An 18,594-nucleotide genomic window follows, 5' to 3' on the forward strand; every position below is an offset into this window, starting at 1 on the left:
GGCCACCCCAGCGGTTCAAGCAGGAGGTCTCTCAACTACCGTGTAGAACTCGTCCAGTCCTCCACCGTAGGTGGAGGTTTATTTATCGATATAAGAAAAGCCCGGCTCGCTTTCGCGAACCGGGCCTGATTTCACAAGCTGTCGACGCAACTCAGCTGTCGAGGAAGCTCCTGAGCTTGCGGCTGCGGCTCGGGTGCTTGAGCTTGCGCAGGGCCTTGGCCTCGATCTGGCGGATACGTTCGCGGGTGACCGAGAATTGCTGGCCGACTTCTTCGAGCGTGTGGTCGGTGTTCATGCCGATACCGAAGCGCATGCGCAGAACGCGCTCTTCGCGCGGCGTCAGCGATGCCAGAACGCGGGTCGTCGTTTCGCGCAGGTTCGCCTGAATGGCGGCGTCGATCGGCAGAAGCGCATTCTTATCCTCGATGAAATCGCCGAGATGCGAATCCTCTTCATCACCGACAGGCGTTTCGAGCGAGATCGGCTCCTTGGCGATCTTCAGCACCTTGCGCACCTTTTCGAGCGGCATGGCGAGCTTTTCGGCCAGTTCTTCCGGCGTCGGCTCGCGGCCGATTTCGTGCAGCATCTGGCGCGACGTGCGAACGATCTTGTTGATCGTTTCGATCATGTGCACCGGAATGCGGATGGTGCGGGCCTGGTCGGCGATCGAGCGGGTGATCGCCTGACGAATCCACCAGGTGGCGTAGGTCGAGAACTTGTAGCCGCGGCGATATTCGAACTTGTCGACCGCCTTCATCAGGCCGATATTGCCTTCCTGAATGAGGTCGAGGAACTGTAGGCCGCGGTTTGTGTACTTCTTGGCGATGGAGATGACGAGGCGCAGATTGGCCTCGACCATTTCCTTCTTGGCGATGCGCGCTTCGCGCTCACCCTTCTGCACCATGTGAACGATGCGGCGGAATTCCGAGATCGAAATGCCGGTTTCGGTCGCAAGGTTCTGGATTTCCTGGCGGATATCCCGAATGGTGGTGTTCTCGGCCTTGGCGAATTCCTTCCAGCCGCGGGCGGCCAGATTGCCGATCGACTTCATCCAGTTCGGATCGAGCTCGGCACCCTGATACTGTTCCAGGAAGCTGTCACGCTTGACGCCATAGGATTCGGCAAGACGCAACAGGCGGCCTTCGTTCTGAACGAGGCGCTTGTTGATGTCATAGAGCTGCTCGACGAGGGCATCGATGCGGTTCTGGTTCAGCGACAGAGACTTGACCGACTTGACCAGCTCATCCTTCAGTTCCTTGTAGCGGCGTTCCTGGGCGGAGGACAGCGTACCGGAGGCCGACAGGCGCTGCTCGACCTGCTGGTCCTGCAGCTTGCGCAGCTTCTTGTAGGTTTCAGCGATGATGTCGAGCGTCGTCATCACCTGCGGACGAAGCTCGGCTTCCATCGCAGCGAGGGAGAGGTTGGACTCGTCTTCGTCCTCTTCCTCCTCCTCGATCGGTAGACCTTCACCGCCGACATTGGTGATGTCGTCGTCCCCGGAGGGCGCGCGGCCGCGGCGTGCCTTTTCCTTTTCTTCGGCAGCCTTGCGGTCAGCCTCGATCTTCTCGGGGCTCTGGAACTGCGGCGCAGCCTTGGCCTCGGGACCGGAATAGGTGGTTTCGAGGTCGATGATCTCGCGCAGCAGCGTCGTGCCTTCGTTGAGTTCGTCGCGCCAGATAATCAGCGCCTGGAACGTCAACGGGCTCTCACAGAGGCCGCCGATCATGGTCTCGCGGCCGGCCTCGATGCGCTTGGCAATCGCGATTTCGCCTTCGCGCGACAGAAGCTCGACGGAGCCCATTTCGCGCAGATACATGCGCACCGGATCGTCCGTGCGGTCGGTCGGCTCTTTCTTCTTGGCGGTGGCCAGCGCAGAACCCGTGGAGGGAGCGAGTTCGCCGCCCTCGCTGTCGTCATCGCCGCCGGCATCGTCGTCGTCGCTTGCTGCGGCGCCTGCCTCTTCGACATCCTCATCTTCGATGACGTTGATGCCCATATCGGAGAGCATAGCCATCGTATCTTCGATCTGTTCGGACGTTACCTCTTCGGACGGCAGGACGGCATTAAGCTCGTCCATCGTCACGTAGCCGCGCTTCTTCGCGGCCTTGATCATCTTCTTGACCGCGTCATCGGAAAGATCGAGAAGCGGGCCGTCGGAGGTGCCGTCGCGTTCGACTTCAGCTTCTTCGTTCTCTTTGACCTTGGTTGCCATCTCTATATCGTCGCTTTCCCTGACGCTGCAAACTTACACGCGGTGAAACATTCACTCTGACTGGCGCGCCCTGCACCAGCCGCGATTCACCGACGAACACCTAACGGAATGACCTTTAATGCCCGATTAACCACGATCACCGCCACCGGAGTGCAAAGCTGGATTGCGTTTGGATTTCCGGCCATGATATTAGGTGATCCGCTTGCTCCAGTTTACCGTTCTTTCCGAAGTTAAACGGTGATTCCCAGAATTTTAGTTCTCGTCAAGCTTTTCCAGCAAAAAAGCCCGTTAAATGCGCGAAAAAGCCTTATCCACAGGCTCTGACGCGCCATAATCAATTGCTTCCCGTATTTAGGAAGTCCCCGCGCGATGACAAGAGCATACTGGACAAAGCCTCACATTTCCGGCATCGGCAGGTATTGCCGCCGCCGGAAATGGGTTCAAATGGCATCAATTCCAGTCCATTACAACCTTGCCGGAATTGCCTGAACGCATGGCTTCGAAGCCATCGCGAAAATCATCGATGCCTATACGATGGGTGATGACCGGCGATACATCGAGACCGCCCTGCACGAAGGCGATCATCTTGTACCAGGTCTCGAACATCTCGCGACCATAGATGCCCTTCAGATTCAACATTTTGAAGATGACCTTGTTCCAGTCGATCTCGAAACCGGCTGGTGCAATGCCAAGAATGGCGATCTTGCCGCCGTTGTTCATCTTGTCGATCATGTCGCGAAAGGCGGGAGCGGCGCCCGACATTTCCAGACCGACGTCAAAACCCTCGGTCATGCCGATGGATTTCATCACATCGGCGAGATTCTCCTTGGAGGCGTCGACGACATGATCGATGCCGACCTTGCGGGCGAGCGCCAGCCGGTTCGGATTGATGTCGGTGATGACGACCTTGCGCGCGCCGGAGCGCTTGGCGACCATCGCCCCCATGATGCCGATCGGTCCGGCGCCGGTGACGAGCACATCCTCGCCGACCAGATCGAAGGAAAGCGCGGTGTGGACCGCATTGCCGAACGGATCGAAGATCGCGGCGATCTCATCCGGGATATCGTCGGGAATCGGCACGACATTGGATTCGGGAATGCAGACGAACTCGCCGAAGGAGCCGGGGCGATTGACGCCCACGCCGAGCGTGTTGCGGCAGAGATGGCCCCTGCCTGCCCGGCAGTTGCGGCATTTGCCGCAAACGATATGACCTTCACCCGAGACGCGCTCGCCGACATGATATTTCGTCACGGCCGAACCGATCTCGGCGATCTCGCCGCAGAATTCGTGGCCGACGACCATCGGCACGGGGATGGTCTTCTGCGCCCATTGGTCCCAGTTCCAAATATGGACATCCGTGCCGCAGATCGCCGATTTCCTGACCCGAATCAGGACATCGTTCGGCCCGACTTCCGGAACCGGAACATGCTCCATCCACAATCCGACTTCCGGCTTGGATTTGACCAATGCTTTCATCATGTTCGACATGATCGGTTCTCTCCAACCAATTCAAATGATTCCGAGTTCTTTTCCGGCTTCCGCAAAGGCTGCGATCGCCTTTTCGACATCGGCCTTCGAGTGGGCGGCTGACATCTGCGTGCGGATGCGCGCCTGCCCCTTCGGCACCACGGGAAAGGAAAAGCCGATGACGTAGACGCCCTTCTGCAGCATGAGCGCCGCCATGTCCTGCGCGAGCTTCGCATCGCCGAGCATGACTGGGATGATCGGGTGATCGGCGCCAGCGAGCGTGAAACCGAGCTTGGTCATCTCACGGCGGAAGAGTTCGGCATTGCCTTGAAGGCGGCCACGCAAGTCGGCGCCGTTTTCAATCAGATCGAAGACCTTCAGCGAGGCAGCGGCGATGACAGGCGCCAAGGTGTTGGAGAACAGATAGGGACGCGAACGCTGACGAAGCCATTCGACAATCTCGCCTCTCGCAGACGTATAGCCCCCGGACGCCCCGCCGAGCGCCTTGCCGAGCGTGCCGGTGATGATATCCACCCGGCCTTCGACACCGCAATATTCGGCCGATCCCCGGCCATGCGCGCCGACGAAGCCAACTGCATGGCTGTCATCGACCATGACCATCGCGCCGTATTTTTCCGCCAGATCGCAGACGCCGCCGAGATTGGCAATGATGCCGTCCATGGAAAAGACGCCGTCGGTCGCGATCAGCTTGAAGCGGCTGCCCTCGGCCTTCTTCAGTTCTTCTTCCAAAGCCGCCATATCGTTGTTGGCATAGCGGAAACGCTTTGCCTTGGAGAGCCGCACGCCATCGATGATCGAGGCATGATTAAGGGCATCCGAGATGATGGCATCTTCTTCCGAAAGCAGCGTCTCGAACAGCCCGCCATTGGCATCGAAGCAAGAGGAATAGAGGATCGTCGCCTCCATACCGAGGAAAGCTGAAATTCGCGCCTCGAGCTGCTTGTGCTCTTCCTGTGTGCCGCAAATGAAGCGCACCGAGGCCATGCCGTATCCGTAGCGGTCGAGCGCCTTCTTCGCGGCCTCGGCAAGTTCCTCGTTGTCGGCGAGGCCAAGATAGTTATTGGCGCAGAAATTGAGGACGCGCGCGCCACCAAGCACGGCGATTTCGCCGGCCTGCTTGGAGGTGATGACCCGCTCGGCCTTATAGAGGCCGGCTTCTTTCAGGCCGAGAAGTTCGTTGCGCAAATGGGATATGAACGCTGAAGTCATGGTCGCATTCCGGTGCTGGTCAAAGGGCCTAATTAATCAAGGAATAACATAGGATCCGGCTTGTTGCTGCATCCGGCAGCGGCAAAAATGCGCAGGGCCGTGACGTCCGCGCGATAGGACACAGTTTCGATATTATCTATCAAAGCAGACCGAATACACGCAACTTTACAGCCAGGCCCCGTTGGTACTCATCGCAAAATTACTTGACTCAGTCCAATATTTTACAGCAGATTGGCGTTGGTCTGAAAATAAGGGAGAGCCATGAGCATATTCCAAAGATTCTCCCTCGCAGGACGGGTTGCCCTCATCACCGGAGGCGGACGTGGCCTGGGGTTTGAGATGGCGCAGGCGCTCGCCGATGCCGGCGCTCACGTCATCATCAACGGACGAACCGCAGCCACACTCAATGTAGCCGTGGAGACGATCCGAGCGAGAGACGGCTCGGCGGAAGCCGCCGCCTTCGATATTGCCGATCGCGAAGCACGGCGCGCGGCGATCAACACCATCGAGAAAAATCACGGCCGGCTCGACATATTGATCAACAACGTCGGTGCGCGCGACAGGCGCCCACTGGCCGACTTCGACGACGAGGCGATCTTCGCCTTGCTCAACACGGATCTCGCCGCCTCGATCATGCTCTCACGCGATGCCGCCCGCCTGATGAAGCGAAACAATTATGGGCGGCTTATCTCGGTTACCTCGATCAGCGGACAGGTCGTCATGCCTGGCGACTGTGTCTATCCCGCCGCCAAGCAGGGACTGACAGGCCTTGTGCGCAGCATGGCTGTGGAATTTGGCCCTCACGGCATCACCAGCAATGCCATCGCGCCAGGCTGGTTCGCAACAGAAACCAATGCAGCCATGGTCGCGAACGAAGATCTGATGCCCATCGTACGCCAACGCATCCCCGTTCAGCGCTGGGGACGTCCCGACGAGATTGCGGGTGCTGCGCTGTTCCTCGCCAGCGACGCCGCATCCTTCGTCAACGGCCATGTCCTGACCGTCGATGGCGGCATGACGGTGCGCATGTAGCGTGTCGGCAGCCGGGCTTCGATAATGGCATCAACACGTCATCGATTGGCGAACTCCGAAATCACGGCAAGGAACGCGTCTCCATAGCGGTCCAGCTTCGATTGCCCGACCCCCGATATCCCCAGAAGATCTCGGTGATTCCTGGGCCGCTCTGTCGCAAAGGCGATCAGCGTCGTATCCGGAAAAACGACGTAAGGCGGCACGCCCAACTCCTTGGCGATCCGGGTACGCTCGGCCCGCAGCGCATCGAACAGCGCCTGTGCCTCGCCGGCAAGACCGTGGGCCTGCTTCTCCGGCCGCCCCGCCTTCTTGCCGCGACGGCCCGTTTCGGGCCGGTCCTTGCGGAAGAAGACCTGCCGCTCGCGCTTGAAGACAGCCCTCGCCTGCTCCTCGAGCTTCATGGCACCGAAGGCCGTGTGGTCGATGCTGATGAACCCGTTCGCCAGCAATTGCCGGAAGATCGATTGCCAGGTACGGCTTGGAATATCCTTTCCCGCGCCGAAAACCGGCATGTCGACATGGCCGAAGCGCTCGGTCTTTTCGTTGACCGTACCCATCAGCACATCGATGACATGGCCGGTGCCGAAACGTTCGCCGGTGCGATAGACGGCGGCGAGCGCCTTGATCGCCGCTTCCGTCCCGTCCCAGGTCTCGACAGGCTTGAGGCAGGTATCGCAATTACCGCAACCGCCACCGTGGGCCTCGCCAAAATGCGCGAGGACGGACTGCCGCCGGCAGCCGGCCGTCTCGCAGATGGCAAGCAGCGCATTGAGCTTCGCCCGCTCGACACGTTTGATCTCCTCTGATGCGCCGCCCTCATCGATCATCCGCCGGCGCTGAATGACATCGGCCATGCCATAGGCCATCCAGACGTTGGAGGGCAGCCCATCGCGCCCGGCGCGGCCCGTCTCCTGATAATACGCCTCCACCGACCCTGGCAGATCGAGATGGGCGACATAGCGCACATTCGGCTTGTCGATGCCCATGCCGAAGGCGACCGTCGCCACGAGGCACAGGTCTTCCTCTTTCAAGAAGGCATCCTGATTGGCGTCGCGAAGCGCTCGATCCATGCCGGCATGATAGGGAAGCGCGCGGATGCCCTGTCCGTTCAGCCACTCGGCGGTATCCTCGACCTTGGCGCGCGAGAGGCAATAGACGATGCCGCTATCGCCGCGGTGGCCGTCGAGAAAACGCAGCAATTGCTGGCGCGGCTGATCGCGCTCGACAATCTCGTAGGTTATGTTCGGGCGGTCGAAGCTGGTGGTGAAGACCTTGGCATCGCCGAGCGCCAGCCGCTCTATGATGTCGTCGCGGGTATGCGGATCGGCCGTTGCCGTCAGCGCGATGCGCGGCACGCCGGGAAAAAGCTCGGCAAGCCTGCCGAGATCGCGATATTCCGGCCTGAAATCATGCCCCCATTGCGAGACGCAATGCGCCTCATCGATCGCAAAAAGCGCGATCCTGGCCTTGCCGAGCATCTGGCAGAAACCTTCCGTCGCGATGCGTTCCGGCGTCACGTAAAGCAGATCGAGCTTGCCGGCGGAAATGGCCCGATAGACTTCGCTCGCCTCCTCGCGCGACAGGGATGAATTCAAGGCGGCCGCCCGGATGCCGAGCTGCTTCATCGCCTCCACCTGATCCCGCATCAGCGCAATCAGCGGCGAGACGACGATGCCGATACCATCGCGGCAAAGCGCGGGAATCTGGAAGCACAGCGACTTGCCGGCACCGGTCGGAAACAGCACGACCGCATCGCCGCCGGAGACGACATGCTCGATAACCTGCTGCTGCTTGCCGCGAAAGGCCGAGTAGCCATAAACGCGCTTCAGGACATCGAGCGGCGCGGGCGCATAGATGCGGTCGCCAAACAATACGTCGTCTGCGGAAAATCGCGGCTCTTGTCTTTCAGGCTGAGGCATCTATTCCCTATTTTCCAGCGGCACCTTTGACGCGACCGGAGAGCACGCCGAAGCCATCGATGATCGCTTCCTGGTTTTCCAGCCTTATCGCTTCGAGTTGAACCTCCTGCAAGGCGCGCATCAGCTGCTCGATCAGCTCGCCGTCGCCGTCTTCCGTTGCCTCGGCAATCGCGCCCTGCAATTCGATCTTGTGCCAACGGAGCGCCTTGGAACGCTTGTGAAGCGCGAGCGCCTGGCGGTAGCCTTCGCGCGCATCTTCCATGGCGGCCTCCTCGGTTGCCGTCCACAGCCGGGCATTGCGGACCTGCTGGTCGAGGCTCTTCAGCAAGGCGCCGAAGCCCTGCTCCTCCAATTGCTCGACCAATCGTTCGCGGACGAATTGCGGGCCGACCATGGTGGCAGCGATGCCGAGAACCGCCGACCACAGGCGCTGCAATTCGCGGCTCTCGTAGTCGATCGCAGCAATCTCGTCGTACTCGTCCTGCAACAGCGGCGGATGATTGACGATGGTCAAGGCGAGCACGCTTTCGCGAAGGCTCGGAATATCCTGATGCCCCTTGATCATGGCCGAGCGGGCCAGACGATCGGATGCCGTCGTCGGCATTGGGGGAGCGCCGCGCGCCTGCCCACCGCGACCGCCGAAAGAGCGGCCGTTACCATCACGCGAAAAGCCGCGCACCTGCTGGCCGCTGTTTCGTTGAAATTGCGGCTGAAACAACCCATTCAGCCGCTCCCGCATGTTCTGCTGGTAGTGGCGGCGGACATCCTCATCCGTGATGACGGAGACGATGCGCCGCAGGCGCGCTTCCAGCTCCGCCCGCGCCTCAGGCGTCTCGAACGTGCCGCTGCCGGCTTCCCTCGTCCAGATGAGCTCAGCAAGCGGCTTTGCCTGCGCCAGCACCTTGTCGAAGGGTGCGCGCCCGTCATGCCGGACGAGATCGTCGGGATCCTTGCCATCGGGCAGCAGCGCAAAACGCACGGTGCGGTTCGGCTTGATATGCGGCAGCGCCAGATCGGCGGCACGATTGGCGGCACGGATGCCGGCGCCGTCGCCATCGAAGCAGAGCACCGGCTCCGGCGTCATCTTCCAGAGAAGATCGAGCTGGTTCTCGGTCAGTGCCGTGCCGAGCGGCGCAACCGCATTCTCGACACCCGCCTGATACAGCGCGATGACATCCATATAGCCTTCGACGGCAATGATGGTGCCGGCACCATCATTGCCCTGGGCAGCACGGCGCGCGCGCGTGAAATTATAGAGTACGTTGCCCTTGTGAAAGAGCTCGGTCTCGTTGGAATTCAAGTATTTTGCCGGCGCGTCTGGCGACATGGCGCGGCCGCCGAAGGCGATCACCTTTTCTCTGGAAGAGAGAATCGGAAACATGATGCGGTCGCGGAACCGATCATAGGAGACCGGCACGCTCTCATGCACGACAAGGCCACAGGCCTCCATCTGCTCCTTCAGTACGCCCTTGCCGGCGAGATGCTCCTTCAGGGCATTGCGGCTATCGGGCGAATATCCGAGGCGGAAGGTCTCGATGGTCCGGCCGCTGAGGCCGCGATCGCGCAAGTAAGCCCTCGCCCGCGCGCCATTGGCTGTCTGCAGCTGATCCTGGAAAAACTGGGTCGCCATCTCCATGACGTCGAGCAGCGACGTGCGTTCCTTCTCACGCTTCGCCTCCATCGGATCGGCAACCGGCATCGGAACGCCGGCCATATCGGCAATCTGCTGCACCGCTTCCGGAAAGCTCAAGCCCTCCAGCTCGGTGAGAAAGCGGAAGTGATCGCCCGTCACGCCGCAGCCGAAGCAATGATAGCGTCCCTTGCGATCCTCGCAGTGAAAGCTCGGTGATTTCTCACCATGGAAGGGGCAGCAGGCCCAGTAATCGCCCCGCGGCACATTGGTCTTGCGCCGATCCCAGGTCACACGACGGCCGATCACGTCCGAAATCAAAACGCGGTCGCGAATCTCATCGAGAAACGTATTGGAAAATCGCATGGCTACCTCTGGCTTGACCCATATAAACAGGAATGAAAGGCATTGCCACGCTGCCTGGATATTCACCCACGGTATTCACAGGCCTTTACCGATGATCGCCTTACCCGCTCGCAATCACAACTCCGTGAAGTAATGCGCGGTTTTACCTTGTCTTTGGCCGCTTCAAATGTCTCCTTCGGCGTGCGGACGATAATGCAATTGCTTTCTTCGCAAGGAGCGAGTCGACCTCTCTGTGACCAACTTGGTAACCGCTTTGTGCACGAAAATACGCGAAAAAGCAAAGGCTTGGACAGTTTGAAGTCGATAAGCGCAAGCAAAATCCACATGATGGACAATCAATAGATGCAAAGGAGCTGCGCATGAGCGACACTCTCCGGCGCCGCATTTTGGGCATTGTTCGTAAGCCAAACATTATTTTTTTGTAATTTGATTGTTGATGTGCGGCGCAATAGCGTTCTTCTCACAGGGCGAGACAAGCCGGCGAAGAAACTGCTTCGTGACGCGACATGCCGAGACGCTCTGACGAACGGGAAGCCAACAGGTACGGGTTTTCAGTTTAGGAGAGGAAAATGCGCATTCTGATCGTACCCTTGGCAGCCGCAGCCGTCTTCGCCACAGCGACCTATAGCTCGGCCACGATGACCGGCGGCGCTCACGACACGAATGTGCTCTACGCCGGCGCGGGATATCAGTTGCCGGCAGATATGAAAGTTCCTGCTCTCACGGCAGGCGTAAAGATTCAAATGTCCGGACTACCATCGCAGGCATTAGCCTTGCCCCAGGAAGTCAGGATCCTCAGATAAGTTCACCAGATACTCAGGTGGGGCACCATCCCTACCCCCGGCGCCGCCCCACCTGAGTGCCTTTGCAAAAGACGTTTGATTTTTGGGCCCCACCCTGCGTCATCAAACGCCTGCAAAGCGCAAGAAGGCAGGAGCTCCCCCAGCTCCTGCCTTCTCTAATTTCCGGCCTTCTCCAATTTCACGAAACAAGAGCAACGAACATGCATTGCGGAAACATTCTGGTTCCGCATGCGTGAGTATCTTGACGCAACAATCGCGATGAATATCTTTTATTATCCGCGCATATGCGATCTTAATGATTATCTACTCAGACATTTTGGAATTTGCTCAGTTCAACGGAGACGGCTACATGTCTTTATCCGCAAAGGAACTTGCCAAAGACCCTGATTTTTTCGCGGAAATCCTCAGTTATACTAGAGAAATTATATCCACTTATGATGAAAATCAGCGTGTATGCTCTGTTTTTGCTTCGCAGCAGCGCTGGCTGATGGCGCTCGCCGGGTTTGGCCTCTATTGCGGCGGCATCGACGGCGGGCCGCCCGGCATACATGCCAGCCGTTTTGCCCACTATATCGTCGAGCATGAGATCGCCAGCCACAATACGGCGCTCAGCTTCATTCAGGAGATGCTGGCACTCGGCTTCCTACGCTATCTGCCGCATGCTGCCGATCGGCGGGCGCGGCCGATGCAGCCGACGGAAGCGGCAGCGAATCAGCTTGTGAAATGGGTCAGCATTCATCTTTCCGTGCTGGATCGATTGGATGACGGCAAACGCAACGCCCTGTTTGTCAAACAACCGGAACTCATCGGCCTGCTGCAGCCCCAAATCTCCGTCAGCATCATCGAAAGTGACGACCTGCGGCGTCCCGGAGAAACCTTTAATCTGTTCACCTGGGCAAATTCGGGCGGCATCATCATGGATTATCTGATCTCCCGCGTCGGGATGATCAACCCGACGACGCAGAAAGCGATCATCGGGCGGGTTGCCTTTACCGACCTCTGCAGCCGCTTCCTCATCTCCAGAACCAATGCAAAACGGCTCATGAACAAGGCCATCAAGATGCAAAGCGTCGGATGGATGGGACCTTCGGGACGAAGCCAGCTCTGGCTGTCCAACTGCTTCATCCAGGAATATTGCGATTATCAGGCGGGAAAATTCGCCATCATAGACGCCGCATGGCAAAACACCCTCGGCCTGCGGCGGGCCGGCATGCCGAGGGTGAAGCAGAATTTTACTTCAGCAGTTCCTTCAAGATAGCCGAAGCCTTCGCGAAATCCATTTGACCGGCGTAGCGCTCGCGCAGGGTGGCCACGCACTTGCCCATGTCCTTGAGACCCTGCGCGCCGAGTTCCGCAACGATCCCGACGCAGATTTCGCGCACCTTCTCTTCGGAAAGCTGCTCCGGCATGAAACCCTGAATGACGGCGATTTCCTCGCGTTCCTTGTCGGCCAGCTCGGGGCGCCCGCCATCGATATAGATCTTCACCGATTCCTCGCGCTGCTTGATCATCTTGGCGAGCAGCTGCAGAATCTCGTCTTCGCTCGCCTGCTCCTTGCCGAGACCGCGATTGGCGATGTCCTTGTCCTTGATCGCAGCAAGGATGAGACGGACGGTCGAAAGCCTCGCCGTGTCCTTGGCCTTCATGGCGTCCTTCTGGGCGTTGGAAAGGGTTTCGCGGATCATGTCTTTAACTCCTTGAAGCAGGCCGGCGACGATCGTCCCGGCCACTCATGTCATGTTGTTGTCTCTTAGACCAACAGTGTCGATCAATGCAATTACGCCCGAGAGCCCGAATTCCCTATCAGGAAAGCAAAAGCGCACATTGACCGGCTCGCCTTGTTTAGCTATGTCCATCACCTGCACATAAGATCGATAGGAAGATCTCAAGCCGCGACCTCGGTCGACGGCTGCACCTTGCTACAAACATGGCGGAACCGCCGGTCTCTTCAAGGCCGCGCTCGACGCCGGAAACGGGATGACTATGACCGCCACAGCCCCATGGACCACTGAAAAGCCGACCGCTCTCCTCGTTCTTGCCGATGGCACCGTGATCGAAGGCAAGGGTATCGGCGCGACCGGCAAGGTCCAGGCCGAAGTCTGCTTCAACACGGCGCTGACGGGTTATGAGGAGATCCTGACCGACCCCTCCTATCTCGGCCAGATCGTCACCTTCACCTTCCCGCATATCGGCAATGTAGGCACCAACGATGAAGATATCGAAGACCTGACACCCGCTGCGCGCCACGGTGCCGTTGGCGTCATCTTCAAGGCCGATATCACCGACCCCTCGAACTATCGCGCCGCCAAGCACCTCGATCAGTGGCTGAAGGCGCGCGGCATCATCGGTCTCTGCGGTATCGACACGCGCGCGCTGACCGCCTGGATCCGCGAGAACGGCATGCCGAATGGCGTGATTGCTCATGATCCGAACAGCGTCTTCGATATCGAGCAGCTGAAGGCTGACGCCAAGGCCTGGAGCGGCCTTGAAGGTCTCGACCTCGCCAAGGTCGCCTCCTCCGGCCAGTCCTCGCAATGGTCGCAGACTCCTTGGGTCTGGAACGAAGGCTATGGTGAACTCGGCGCCGACGACGCCAAATATCATGTCGTCTGCCTCGATTACGGCGTCAAGCGCAACATTCTGCGCCTGTTTGCCGGCCTCGATTGCAAGGTTACTGTTCTGCCGGCGACAGCTTCGACAGATGAAGTCCTCGGCCTCAAGCCCGACGGCGTCTTCCTCTCCAACGGCCCCGGCGATCCGGCCGCGACCGGCGAATATGCCGTTCCGGTCATCCAGGATCTGCTGAAGACCGAAATCCCGCTCTTCGGCATCTGCCTCGGCCATCAGATGCTCGGTTTGGCGCTTGGTGCCAAGACCGCGAAGATGCATCAGGGCCACCACGGCGCCAATCATCCGGTCAAGGACCATACCACAGGCAAGGTCGAGATCGTCTCGATGAACCACGGCTTCGCGGTCGACTCCAACTCGCTCCCGGAAGGCGTTGAGGAGACTCACGTTTCACTCTTCGATGGCAGCAATTGCGGCCTGCGCGTATCAGGCAAACCGGTCTTCTCCGTGCAGCATCACCCGGAAGCCTCTCCCGGTCCGCAGGACAGCCACTACCTCTTCCGCCGCTTCATCAATCTGGTGCGCGAAAAGAAGGGCGAAGCGGCCCTGGCTGAGCGCGCCTGATAGCGCCGACCACCTCATCAAATGCGAAAAGCCCCGGATTGATAATCAATCCGGGGCTTTTCTCTTTGTGCGTCAAGTTGGGAGGTCTTTTCGTCACATCGGCTTCCTGAAACTCAGGCCTGCAGACGGCGCTGCTTGACCACTTCAAGCTCGCTCATCAGGATTTCCTCGAGGAATTCGAAGTCGGATTGTCCGAACTCGACAAGGCCGAATCTCAGTTTGTAGCCCCAATTCTTGTCCTGGGTAAAATCAAGCCAGCCCAAGAGCGGGCGAAGCGGCTGTTCGGGCGCATCCAGCCAGTCCACATCCTTGCGATAGGCCTTTCCGCAGCCCATTTCGCCAAGATAAGGCTCACCCTCACGGACAAAGCCGATGGCGGTAAAGCTCTGAAAGCCGTCTTTCTCACCCATTTTCACGGATGGCGAATAATAGACGATGCCGTCACCTGGCTTGATGCGCATCAAGGGAGCGCGCTTGCCGTGGTTCACCTGCATGAAACCATGCTTGCGACCAATGCGTACGTGCTCAGCGCTGGCGACTGCCAGCCAATAGGATTTCCGCTCCGGCTCCGGTCGTTGGCGGGACTCGTTGGCAGATGGGAAAAGACGAACCATCTTGCCCTGATCGAAGGAACCTTCCCGCGGGAAAGAGGCGGCATCGATACGATCGCTTGCATTGAATGTCATGATCATCTCCCGTCATTGGTATGAAACGACTATAGACGATCATGCTGTCAATTTTTGTCAGCAGTCTCTCGATTCAAGATTCCGTTATCAGTTGGCAGTCTTCTCGGAGCGCACGAGCACGTAGAAACGCGCGCACAGCATCGTCGCCGCCGAGGCAAGGCCGAGCAGGAAACCGAACCATATGCCGATACCGCCGAAACCGAGCGGAAAAGCCAATAGCCAGGCGAGGAAGAAGCCGATCGGCCAATAGGCGATCAGCGCCAGAATCATCGGCACGCGCGCGTCCTTCAGCCCGCGCAACAGACCGCTGGCAATTGCCTGCAGCCCGTCGACAAGCTGGAACAGGCCCGCCACGACGATCAGCGGTGCCGCATAGGCAAGGACCTTCGGCGCGTCGGCCGACGTGACGTCAAGAAACCAGCTTCCCAGCCAGGATGGCACGGTCGCAAACAGGATGCCGCCGCAGAGCGCAATGCAGCTCGAAACGATAAGCACCACGATTGCCGCGCGCTTCAGGCCGAGATGATCGCCCTGACCGTGCGCAACACCGACGCGCACGGTCGCCGCCTGGCTGAGTCCGAGCGGGATCATGAAGGCGATCGAGGCCCACTGCAAAGCGATACCGTGGGCGGCGAGCTCGATCGTGCCGATCTGGCCCATCAGCAGCGATGCAGCAGTGAACAGGCTGACTTCAGCCAGAACCGTGACGCTGATCGGAAAGCCGAGCCGGATGACATCCCACAAAGCGTGCCAGTCGGGCCGCCAGAACCGGACGAAAATCCCGTAACGTCTCGTTTCCTCGTGACTCTGAACGTAACCGACGATGAAGAGGAAACCAGCCGTCTGTACGACAACGGAAACGATAGCCGCACCATGCAGCCCCATGGCCGGCAAGCCGAAATGGCCGAGCACCAGAATATAAGCCAGCACGGCGTTCATCACCAACATGGCGATGGTGACCTTGAGGATGATGCCGGCACGCCCGATGGCGCTCACCAGCGCCCGGATGACATTGTAGAGCAGCCCCGGCAAAACGGCGAAGTGGCCGATGTCGATATAGCCGCTGGCCAGTTTCGCGACATCGGGCTTCTGCCCCGCCGCCAGAAGGATTTGCCTGGAATAAAAAAAGGCGGGTTGCGCCACTATCCAGTAAGCCGTAACGACCCAAAGCCCCATGCGCAAAGCCCGGCGCACGGAAGCAACATCGCCCTTGCCATAGGCCTGCGCCACCAGCGGCACGACGGCGATGGAAAAGCCCGAACCGAAAATCAGAATCGTGAAGAGAAACTGCGCGGAGAGCACCATTGCCGCCAGCTGCTCGGCGCCGAGCCGGCCGACAATCATGACGTCCGTGGTGTTGATGCCGAGCTGCGCCAACTGCGCGCCGATCAAAGGGATGCCCAGCGCAAGCGTAGCGCGAACATGTGCAGACCACGAATTATCATTGTCATGCGCGGACGGGCGCACAGTTACCGGCATATCCATCACGAAAACTCGATTGCTAGGGTTCGCGCAAACCGCCCTACCCAAGGGTGCGCAAGCCCGTCGGTTTATCGCGTGTGGCGCTAAAAAGCCAGCCGACAAATCCACAATGCTAAAGAATTCATCATAACATCAAAATATCTGATGAATTTTTAGGCCGCCTCGCCCGCCTGCGACTGGGTAACCACTTTCGGCTCAGTCTTGCGCACCTTGGTCAAAAGCACGATCAGACCCGTCGCGACGAGAATTGCACCCATGATGAAGGGCGCCCCTGCAAAGACCACCGGCGCTGTCGGCGCGGTATAGTATTGGAACAGATAGGGGAACAGCACGGGTCCGACGATGGCGGTAATGCTTGTCAGGCTGCCGAGTGCGCCCTGCAATTCGCCTTGTGCGGAAGGCGGAACCTTGCTGGCGGCGATGGAGCGAAGCGGTGCATCCGCGACGTTTTCGATGACAGTCAGGACGATAACTGCGTACACCATCCAGCCTTGCCATGAAACGGCGTAGCCGATCAGGCCGAGACAGGAAAACACCATTCCGAGCACTGCGGTCTTCCACTCGCCGAGCACAGGCACCAGCCGCGGCAGTACCAGACCCATGGCAATGGCGGCGCCGATCCCGTAGACAGCGAGTGAGAAGCCGATCTGGCCCTCGCTCCAATCATAGCGATAGGACGTCACGAAGGACCAGACGGCCGGATAGACGCCATGCGCCAGCCAATTCAGGAACATGACGACACAGACCCAGCCGATGCCGTGATAGCGCCGCATCTGCCTGAGCGCCCCGAACGGATTGGCGCGCGCGATCTCGAAGGGTCGGCGGTGCTCCGCATCCAGCGTTTCCGGCAGCAGAAAATAGGCACCGACGAAATTCAGGAACGCCAGCGCCGCTGCCCCATAGAAGGGTACACGCGGCCCGAACTCGCCAAGGAAGCCGCCGATGACCGGACCCAGAACAAAGCCGACACCGAAAGCCATACCGATCAGGCCGAAATTCTTCGCGCGGTTCTCGTCATTGCTTATGTCGGCAATATAGGCCGAACAAGTGGAGAAGCTCGCGCCGCTGATGCCGGCGAGGATGCGGCCGACGAACAGCATCCAGTAGGAACCAGCAATCGCACAGATGAAATTATCGATCGCGAATGTCAGCACGGAGGCCAGCAGCAGCGGCCGACGGCCGAAACGATCGCTCAGATTGCCGATCAAGGGCGAAAACAGGAACTGCATGGCGGCATAGGCGAGCAGCAGCCAGCCGCCTTCCGTCGCCGCCGCACTGACCGACGCACCCGTCAACTCTTCCAGATATTTCGGCATGACCGGCATGATGATCGCAATGCCGATCACGTCGAGGAAGAGGATAAGGAAGACGAGGAACAGACCTCGACGAGCGAATTTTTGATCGATCATGGAGATGCCTTCTGGCGGCCCCGCCTCCATGAAAGAGACAGAACGTGAACGAAAAACTGGAGCGTCCCCAATACATAAAGATTTTGGCAGAAACAATCCGTGAACGCTTCAATCTTATTGATTTATCGACCGCTTTTTTTGATCCTGAGAGCAAAAGCGACTAACTGCCGCGACTGCGACGCTGCTCGTGATTCAGAAAGTCGACGAAGGCCCGCAGTGGTGCAGGCATGTGCCGGCGGCTCGCATAATAAAGAAACGGACCGGAAAAGACCGTATCCCATTCCTCCAGGATGGCCACGAGGTCTCCGCCGGCAATCTGTGGCGCAACAAACTCCCGAAAGGTTCTGATGATGCCGAGCCCGGCCGCGGCCGCGCGGCACTCGATGTCGATCGAATTCGTCGCGATGACCATCGGCGGCGCGATGATGATCGTCTCCCCGTTCCTTTCGAACTCCCAGGGCGCGACCGAGCCACTCTGGAAGCGATGACGGATACAGCGATGTTCGAGTATATCGCGCGGATGTTGCGGCGTGCCGTTTGCGGCCAGGTAGGCGGGTGCCGCCGCAGTCACGTAACGTTGCTGTCGCGGGCCGATCGGTACGGCGATCATGTCTTTTTCCAGCCTTTCGTCGTAACGGATGCCGGCGTCGTAACCGGCCGCGACTACATCGATGAAATTGTCTTCCGCGACGATTTCGACTGATATTGCCGGATACTCCTTCAGGAAACGGCTGATGATGTCGGGCATGACGACCATGGCGGCGACGATTGGCACATTCAGTCGCAGGGTCCCGCCTATGCTGTCGCGAAAGCTGTTGATATCATCGAGCGCGACGGCGATCTCGCTCATGGCGGGCGTCAGGCGCTCCATCAATCGCTCCCCGGCTTCCGTCGGCGTCACGCTTCGAGTGGTACGGTTGAGCAGGCGCACCGCCAGCTTCTCCTCCAGCCGTCGCACCGCTTCGCTCAGCGACGATGCGGAGACGCTGCGTTTGCGCGCCGCTTCGCGAAAGCTGCGCTCGCGGGCAACGGCGGTGAAGGCAACCAGATCGGCCAGCGGCAAGTCATCCATTGTGCGAAATTCCAAACAGCCCGTTTCGATTTACTCGGATTATCGCACAGAACACAGCAGAGTAAAACGCCATGACAGTGGCCTCCGGAAATGA

General features: G+C 59.2%; 14 protein-coding genes. 4 read left to right on the forward strand and 10 right to left on the reverse strand.

Annotation, left to right across the window (positions count from 1 at the left end):
- Window positions 1-151: 151 nt before the first annotated feature.
- The 3 genes from rpoD to FHT84_RS30420 all read right to left on the reverse strand — a co-directional run bounded on the left by rpoD (window position 152) and on the right by FHT84_RS30420 (window position 4,909).
- Window positions 152-2,212, reverse strand: a complete 2,061-nt coding sequence (gene rpoD, locus FHT84_RS30410; RefSeq protein ID WP_112344069.1) for an RNA polymerase sigma factor RpoD — start codon at window positions 2,210-2,212, stop codon at window positions 152-154.
- Between the two features lie 450 nt (window positions 2,213-2,662).
- On the reverse strand, window positions 2,663-3,700 hold the full coding sequence (tdh, locus tag FHT84_RS30415; protein WP_112344070.1) for an L-threonine 3-dehydrogenase: 1,038 nt from the start codon (window positions 3,698-3,700) through the stop codon (window positions 2,663-2,665).
- Between the two features lie 21 nt (window positions 3,701-3,721).
- Window positions 3,722-4,909 carry a glycine C-acetyltransferase gene (locus FHT84_RS30420; RefSeq protein ID WP_113251130.1) on the reverse strand — a complete coding sequence of 396 codons (1,188 nt, stop codon included), beginning with the start codon at window positions 4,907-4,909 and terminating at the stop codon, window positions 3,722-3,724.
- A 261-nt stretch (window positions 4,910-5,170) separates the two neighbouring features.
- On the opposite strand from FHT84_RS30420, the gene FHT84_RS30425 reads away from it, so the two are divergent.
- A complete protein-coding gene (locus FHT84_RS30425) occupies window positions 5,171-5,941 on the forward strand; it encodes an SDR family oxidoreductase (protein ID WP_113251129.1) in 771 nt (256 codons plus the stop codon).
- A gap of 38 nt (window positions 5,942-5,979) precedes the next feature.
- Here FHT84_RS30425 and recQ read toward each other — a convergent pair whose 3' ends face one another.
- A complete protein-coding gene (recQ, locus tag FHT84_RS30430; RefSeq protein WP_113251128.1) occupies window positions 5,980-7,860 on the reverse strand; it encodes a DNA helicase RecQ in 1,881 nt (626 codons plus the stop codon).
- A gap of 7 nt (window positions 7,861-7,867) precedes the next feature.
- Window positions 7,868-9,856, reverse strand: coding sequence for a DNA primase (dnaG, locus tag FHT84_RS30435; RefSeq protein ID WP_113251127.1), 1,989 nt, complete (start codon window positions 9,854-9,856; stop codon window positions 7,868-7,870).
- Window positions 9,857-10,425: 569 nt separating this feature from the next.
- Between dnaG and FHT84_RS30440 the strand changes: the two genes are divergently transcribed.
- On the forward strand, window positions 10,426-10,659 hold the full coding sequence (locus FHT84_RS30440) for a hypothetical protein (protein WP_113251126.1): 234 nt from the start codon (window positions 10,426-10,428) through the stop codon (window positions 10,657-10,659).
- Window positions 10,660-10,954: 295 nt separating this feature from the next.
- Window positions 10,955-11,917 (forward strand): hypothetical protein, encoded by a 963-nt coding sequence (locus FHT84_RS30445; RefSeq protein ID WP_246698678.1) that lies wholly within the window; start codon window positions 10,955-10,957, stop codon window positions 11,915-11,917.
- Here the strand turns inward: FHT84_RS30445 and FHT84_RS30450 are convergent.
- Window positions 11,892-12,344: a GatB/YqeY domain-containing protein gene (locus FHT84_RS30450; protein ID WP_113251125.1), complete on the reverse strand. Its 453-nt coding sequence runs from the start codon at window positions 12,342-12,344 to the stop codon at window positions 11,892-11,894. The two genes, FHT84_RS30445 and FHT84_RS30450, sit on opposite strands and share 26 nt — an antisense overlap.
- A 298-nt stretch (window positions 12,345-12,642) precedes the next feature.
- On the opposite strand from FHT84_RS30450, the gene carA reads away from it, so the two are divergent.
- Window positions 12,643-13,851 (forward strand): glutamine-hydrolyzing carbamoyl-phosphate synthase small subunit, encoded by a 1,209-nt coding sequence (gene carA, locus FHT84_RS30455; RefSeq protein WP_113251124.1) that lies wholly within the window; start codon window positions 12,643-12,645, stop codon window positions 13,849-13,851.
- A 113-nt stretch (window positions 13,852-13,964) separates the two neighbouring features.
- Here carA and FHT84_RS30460 read toward each other — a convergent pair whose 3' ends face one another.
- From FHT84_RS30460 to FHT84_RS30475, 4 genes are all read right to left on the reverse strand, one after another.
- The gene (locus tag FHT84_RS30460) at window positions 13,965-14,537 is read right to left on the reverse strand and encodes an EVE domain-containing protein (protein ID WP_113251123.1); all 573 of its coding nucleotides are present in this window, start codon (window positions 14,535-14,537) and stop codon (window positions 13,965-13,967) included.
- A gap of 87 nt (window positions 14,538-14,624) precedes the next feature.
- Complete coding sequence (locus FHT84_RS30465; protein WP_183765764.1) at window positions 14,625-16,022, reverse strand: MATE family efflux transporter; 1,398 nt, start codon at window positions 16,020-16,022, stop codon at window positions 14,625-14,627.
- Between the two features lie 149 nt (window positions 16,023-16,171).
- Window positions 16,172-17,428 (reverse strand): TCR/Tet family MFS transporter, encoded by a 1,257-nt coding sequence (locus tag FHT84_RS30470; RefSeq protein WP_113251121.1) that lies wholly within the window; start codon window positions 17,426-17,428, stop codon window positions 16,172-16,174.
- 160 nt (window positions 17,429-17,588) lie between these two features.
- Entirely contained in the window at window positions 17,589-18,500 is a 912-nt protein-coding gene (locus FHT84_RS30475; RefSeq protein ID WP_113251120.1) for a LysR family transcriptional regulator, read from the reverse strand.
- Window positions 18,501-18,594 lie beyond the last annotated feature (94 nt).

Origin of the sequence: Rhizobium sp. BK289, from assembly GCF_014193575.1 — a bacterium.
Lineage (GTDB): Bacteria > Pseudomonadota > Alphaproteobacteria > Rhizobiales > Rhizobiaceae > Rhizobium > Rhizobium tropici_C.

What these genes read in the sequence shown, in the direction of transcription:
- rpoD (WP_112344069.1), bottom strand. Translation starts at nt 2,212, where the DNA reads ATGGCAACCAAGGTCAAAGAGAACGAAGAAGCTGAAGTCGAACGCGAC.
- tdh (WP_112344070.1), bottom strand. Translation starts at nt 3,700, where the DNA reads ATGTCGAACATGATGAAAGCATTGGTCAAATCCAAGCCGGAAGTCGGA.
- FHT84_RS30465 (WP_183765764.1), bottom strand. Translation starts at nt 16,022, where the DNA reads ATGGATATGCCGGTAACTGTGCGCCCGTCCGCGCATGACAATGATAAT.
- recQ (WP_113251128.1), bottom strand. Translation starts at nt 7,860, where the DNA reads ATGCCTCAGCCTGAAAGACAAGAGCCGCGATTTTCCGCAGACGACGTA.
- carA (WP_113251124.1), top strand. Translation starts at nt 12,643, where the DNA reads ATGACCGCCACAGCCCCATGGACCACTGAAAAGCCGACCGCTCTCCTC.
- FHT84_RS30425 (WP_113251129.1), top strand. Translation starts at nt 5,171, where the DNA reads ATGAGCATATTCCAAAGATTCTCCCTCGCAGGACGGGTTGCCCTCATC.
- FHT84_RS30475 (WP_113251120.1), bottom strand. Translation starts at nt 18,500, where the DNA reads ATGGATGACTTGCCGCTGGCCGATCTGGTTGCCTTCACCGCCGTTGCC.
- FHT84_RS30420 (WP_113251130.1), bottom strand. Translation starts at nt 4,909, where the DNA reads ATGACTTCAGCGTTCATATCCCATTTGCGCAACGAACTTCTCGGCCTG.
- FHT84_RS30460 (WP_113251123.1), bottom strand. Translation starts at nt 14,537, where the DNA reads ATGACATTCAATGCAAGCGATCGTATCGATGCCGCCTCTTTCCCGCGG.
- FHT84_RS30440 (WP_113251126.1), top strand. Translation starts at nt 10,426, where the DNA reads ATGCGCATTCTGATCGTACCCTTGGCAGCCGCAGCCGTCTTCGCCACA.
- dnaG (WP_113251127.1), bottom strand. Translation starts at nt 9,856, where the DNA reads ATGCGATTTTCCAATACGTTTCTCGATGAGATTCGCGACCGCGTTTTG.
- FHT84_RS30450 (WP_113251125.1), bottom strand. Translation starts at nt 12,344, where the DNA reads ATGATCCGCGAAACCCTTTCCAACGCCCAGAAGGACGCCATGAAGGCC.
- FHT84_RS30470 (WP_113251121.1), bottom strand. Translation starts at nt 17,428, where the DNA reads ATGATCGATCAAAAATTCGCTCGTCGAGGTCTGTTCCTCGTCTTCCTT.
- FHT84_RS30445 (WP_246698678.1), top strand. Translation starts at nt 10,955, where the DNA reads ATGATTATCTACTCAGACATTTTGGAATTTGCTCAGTTCAACGGAGAC.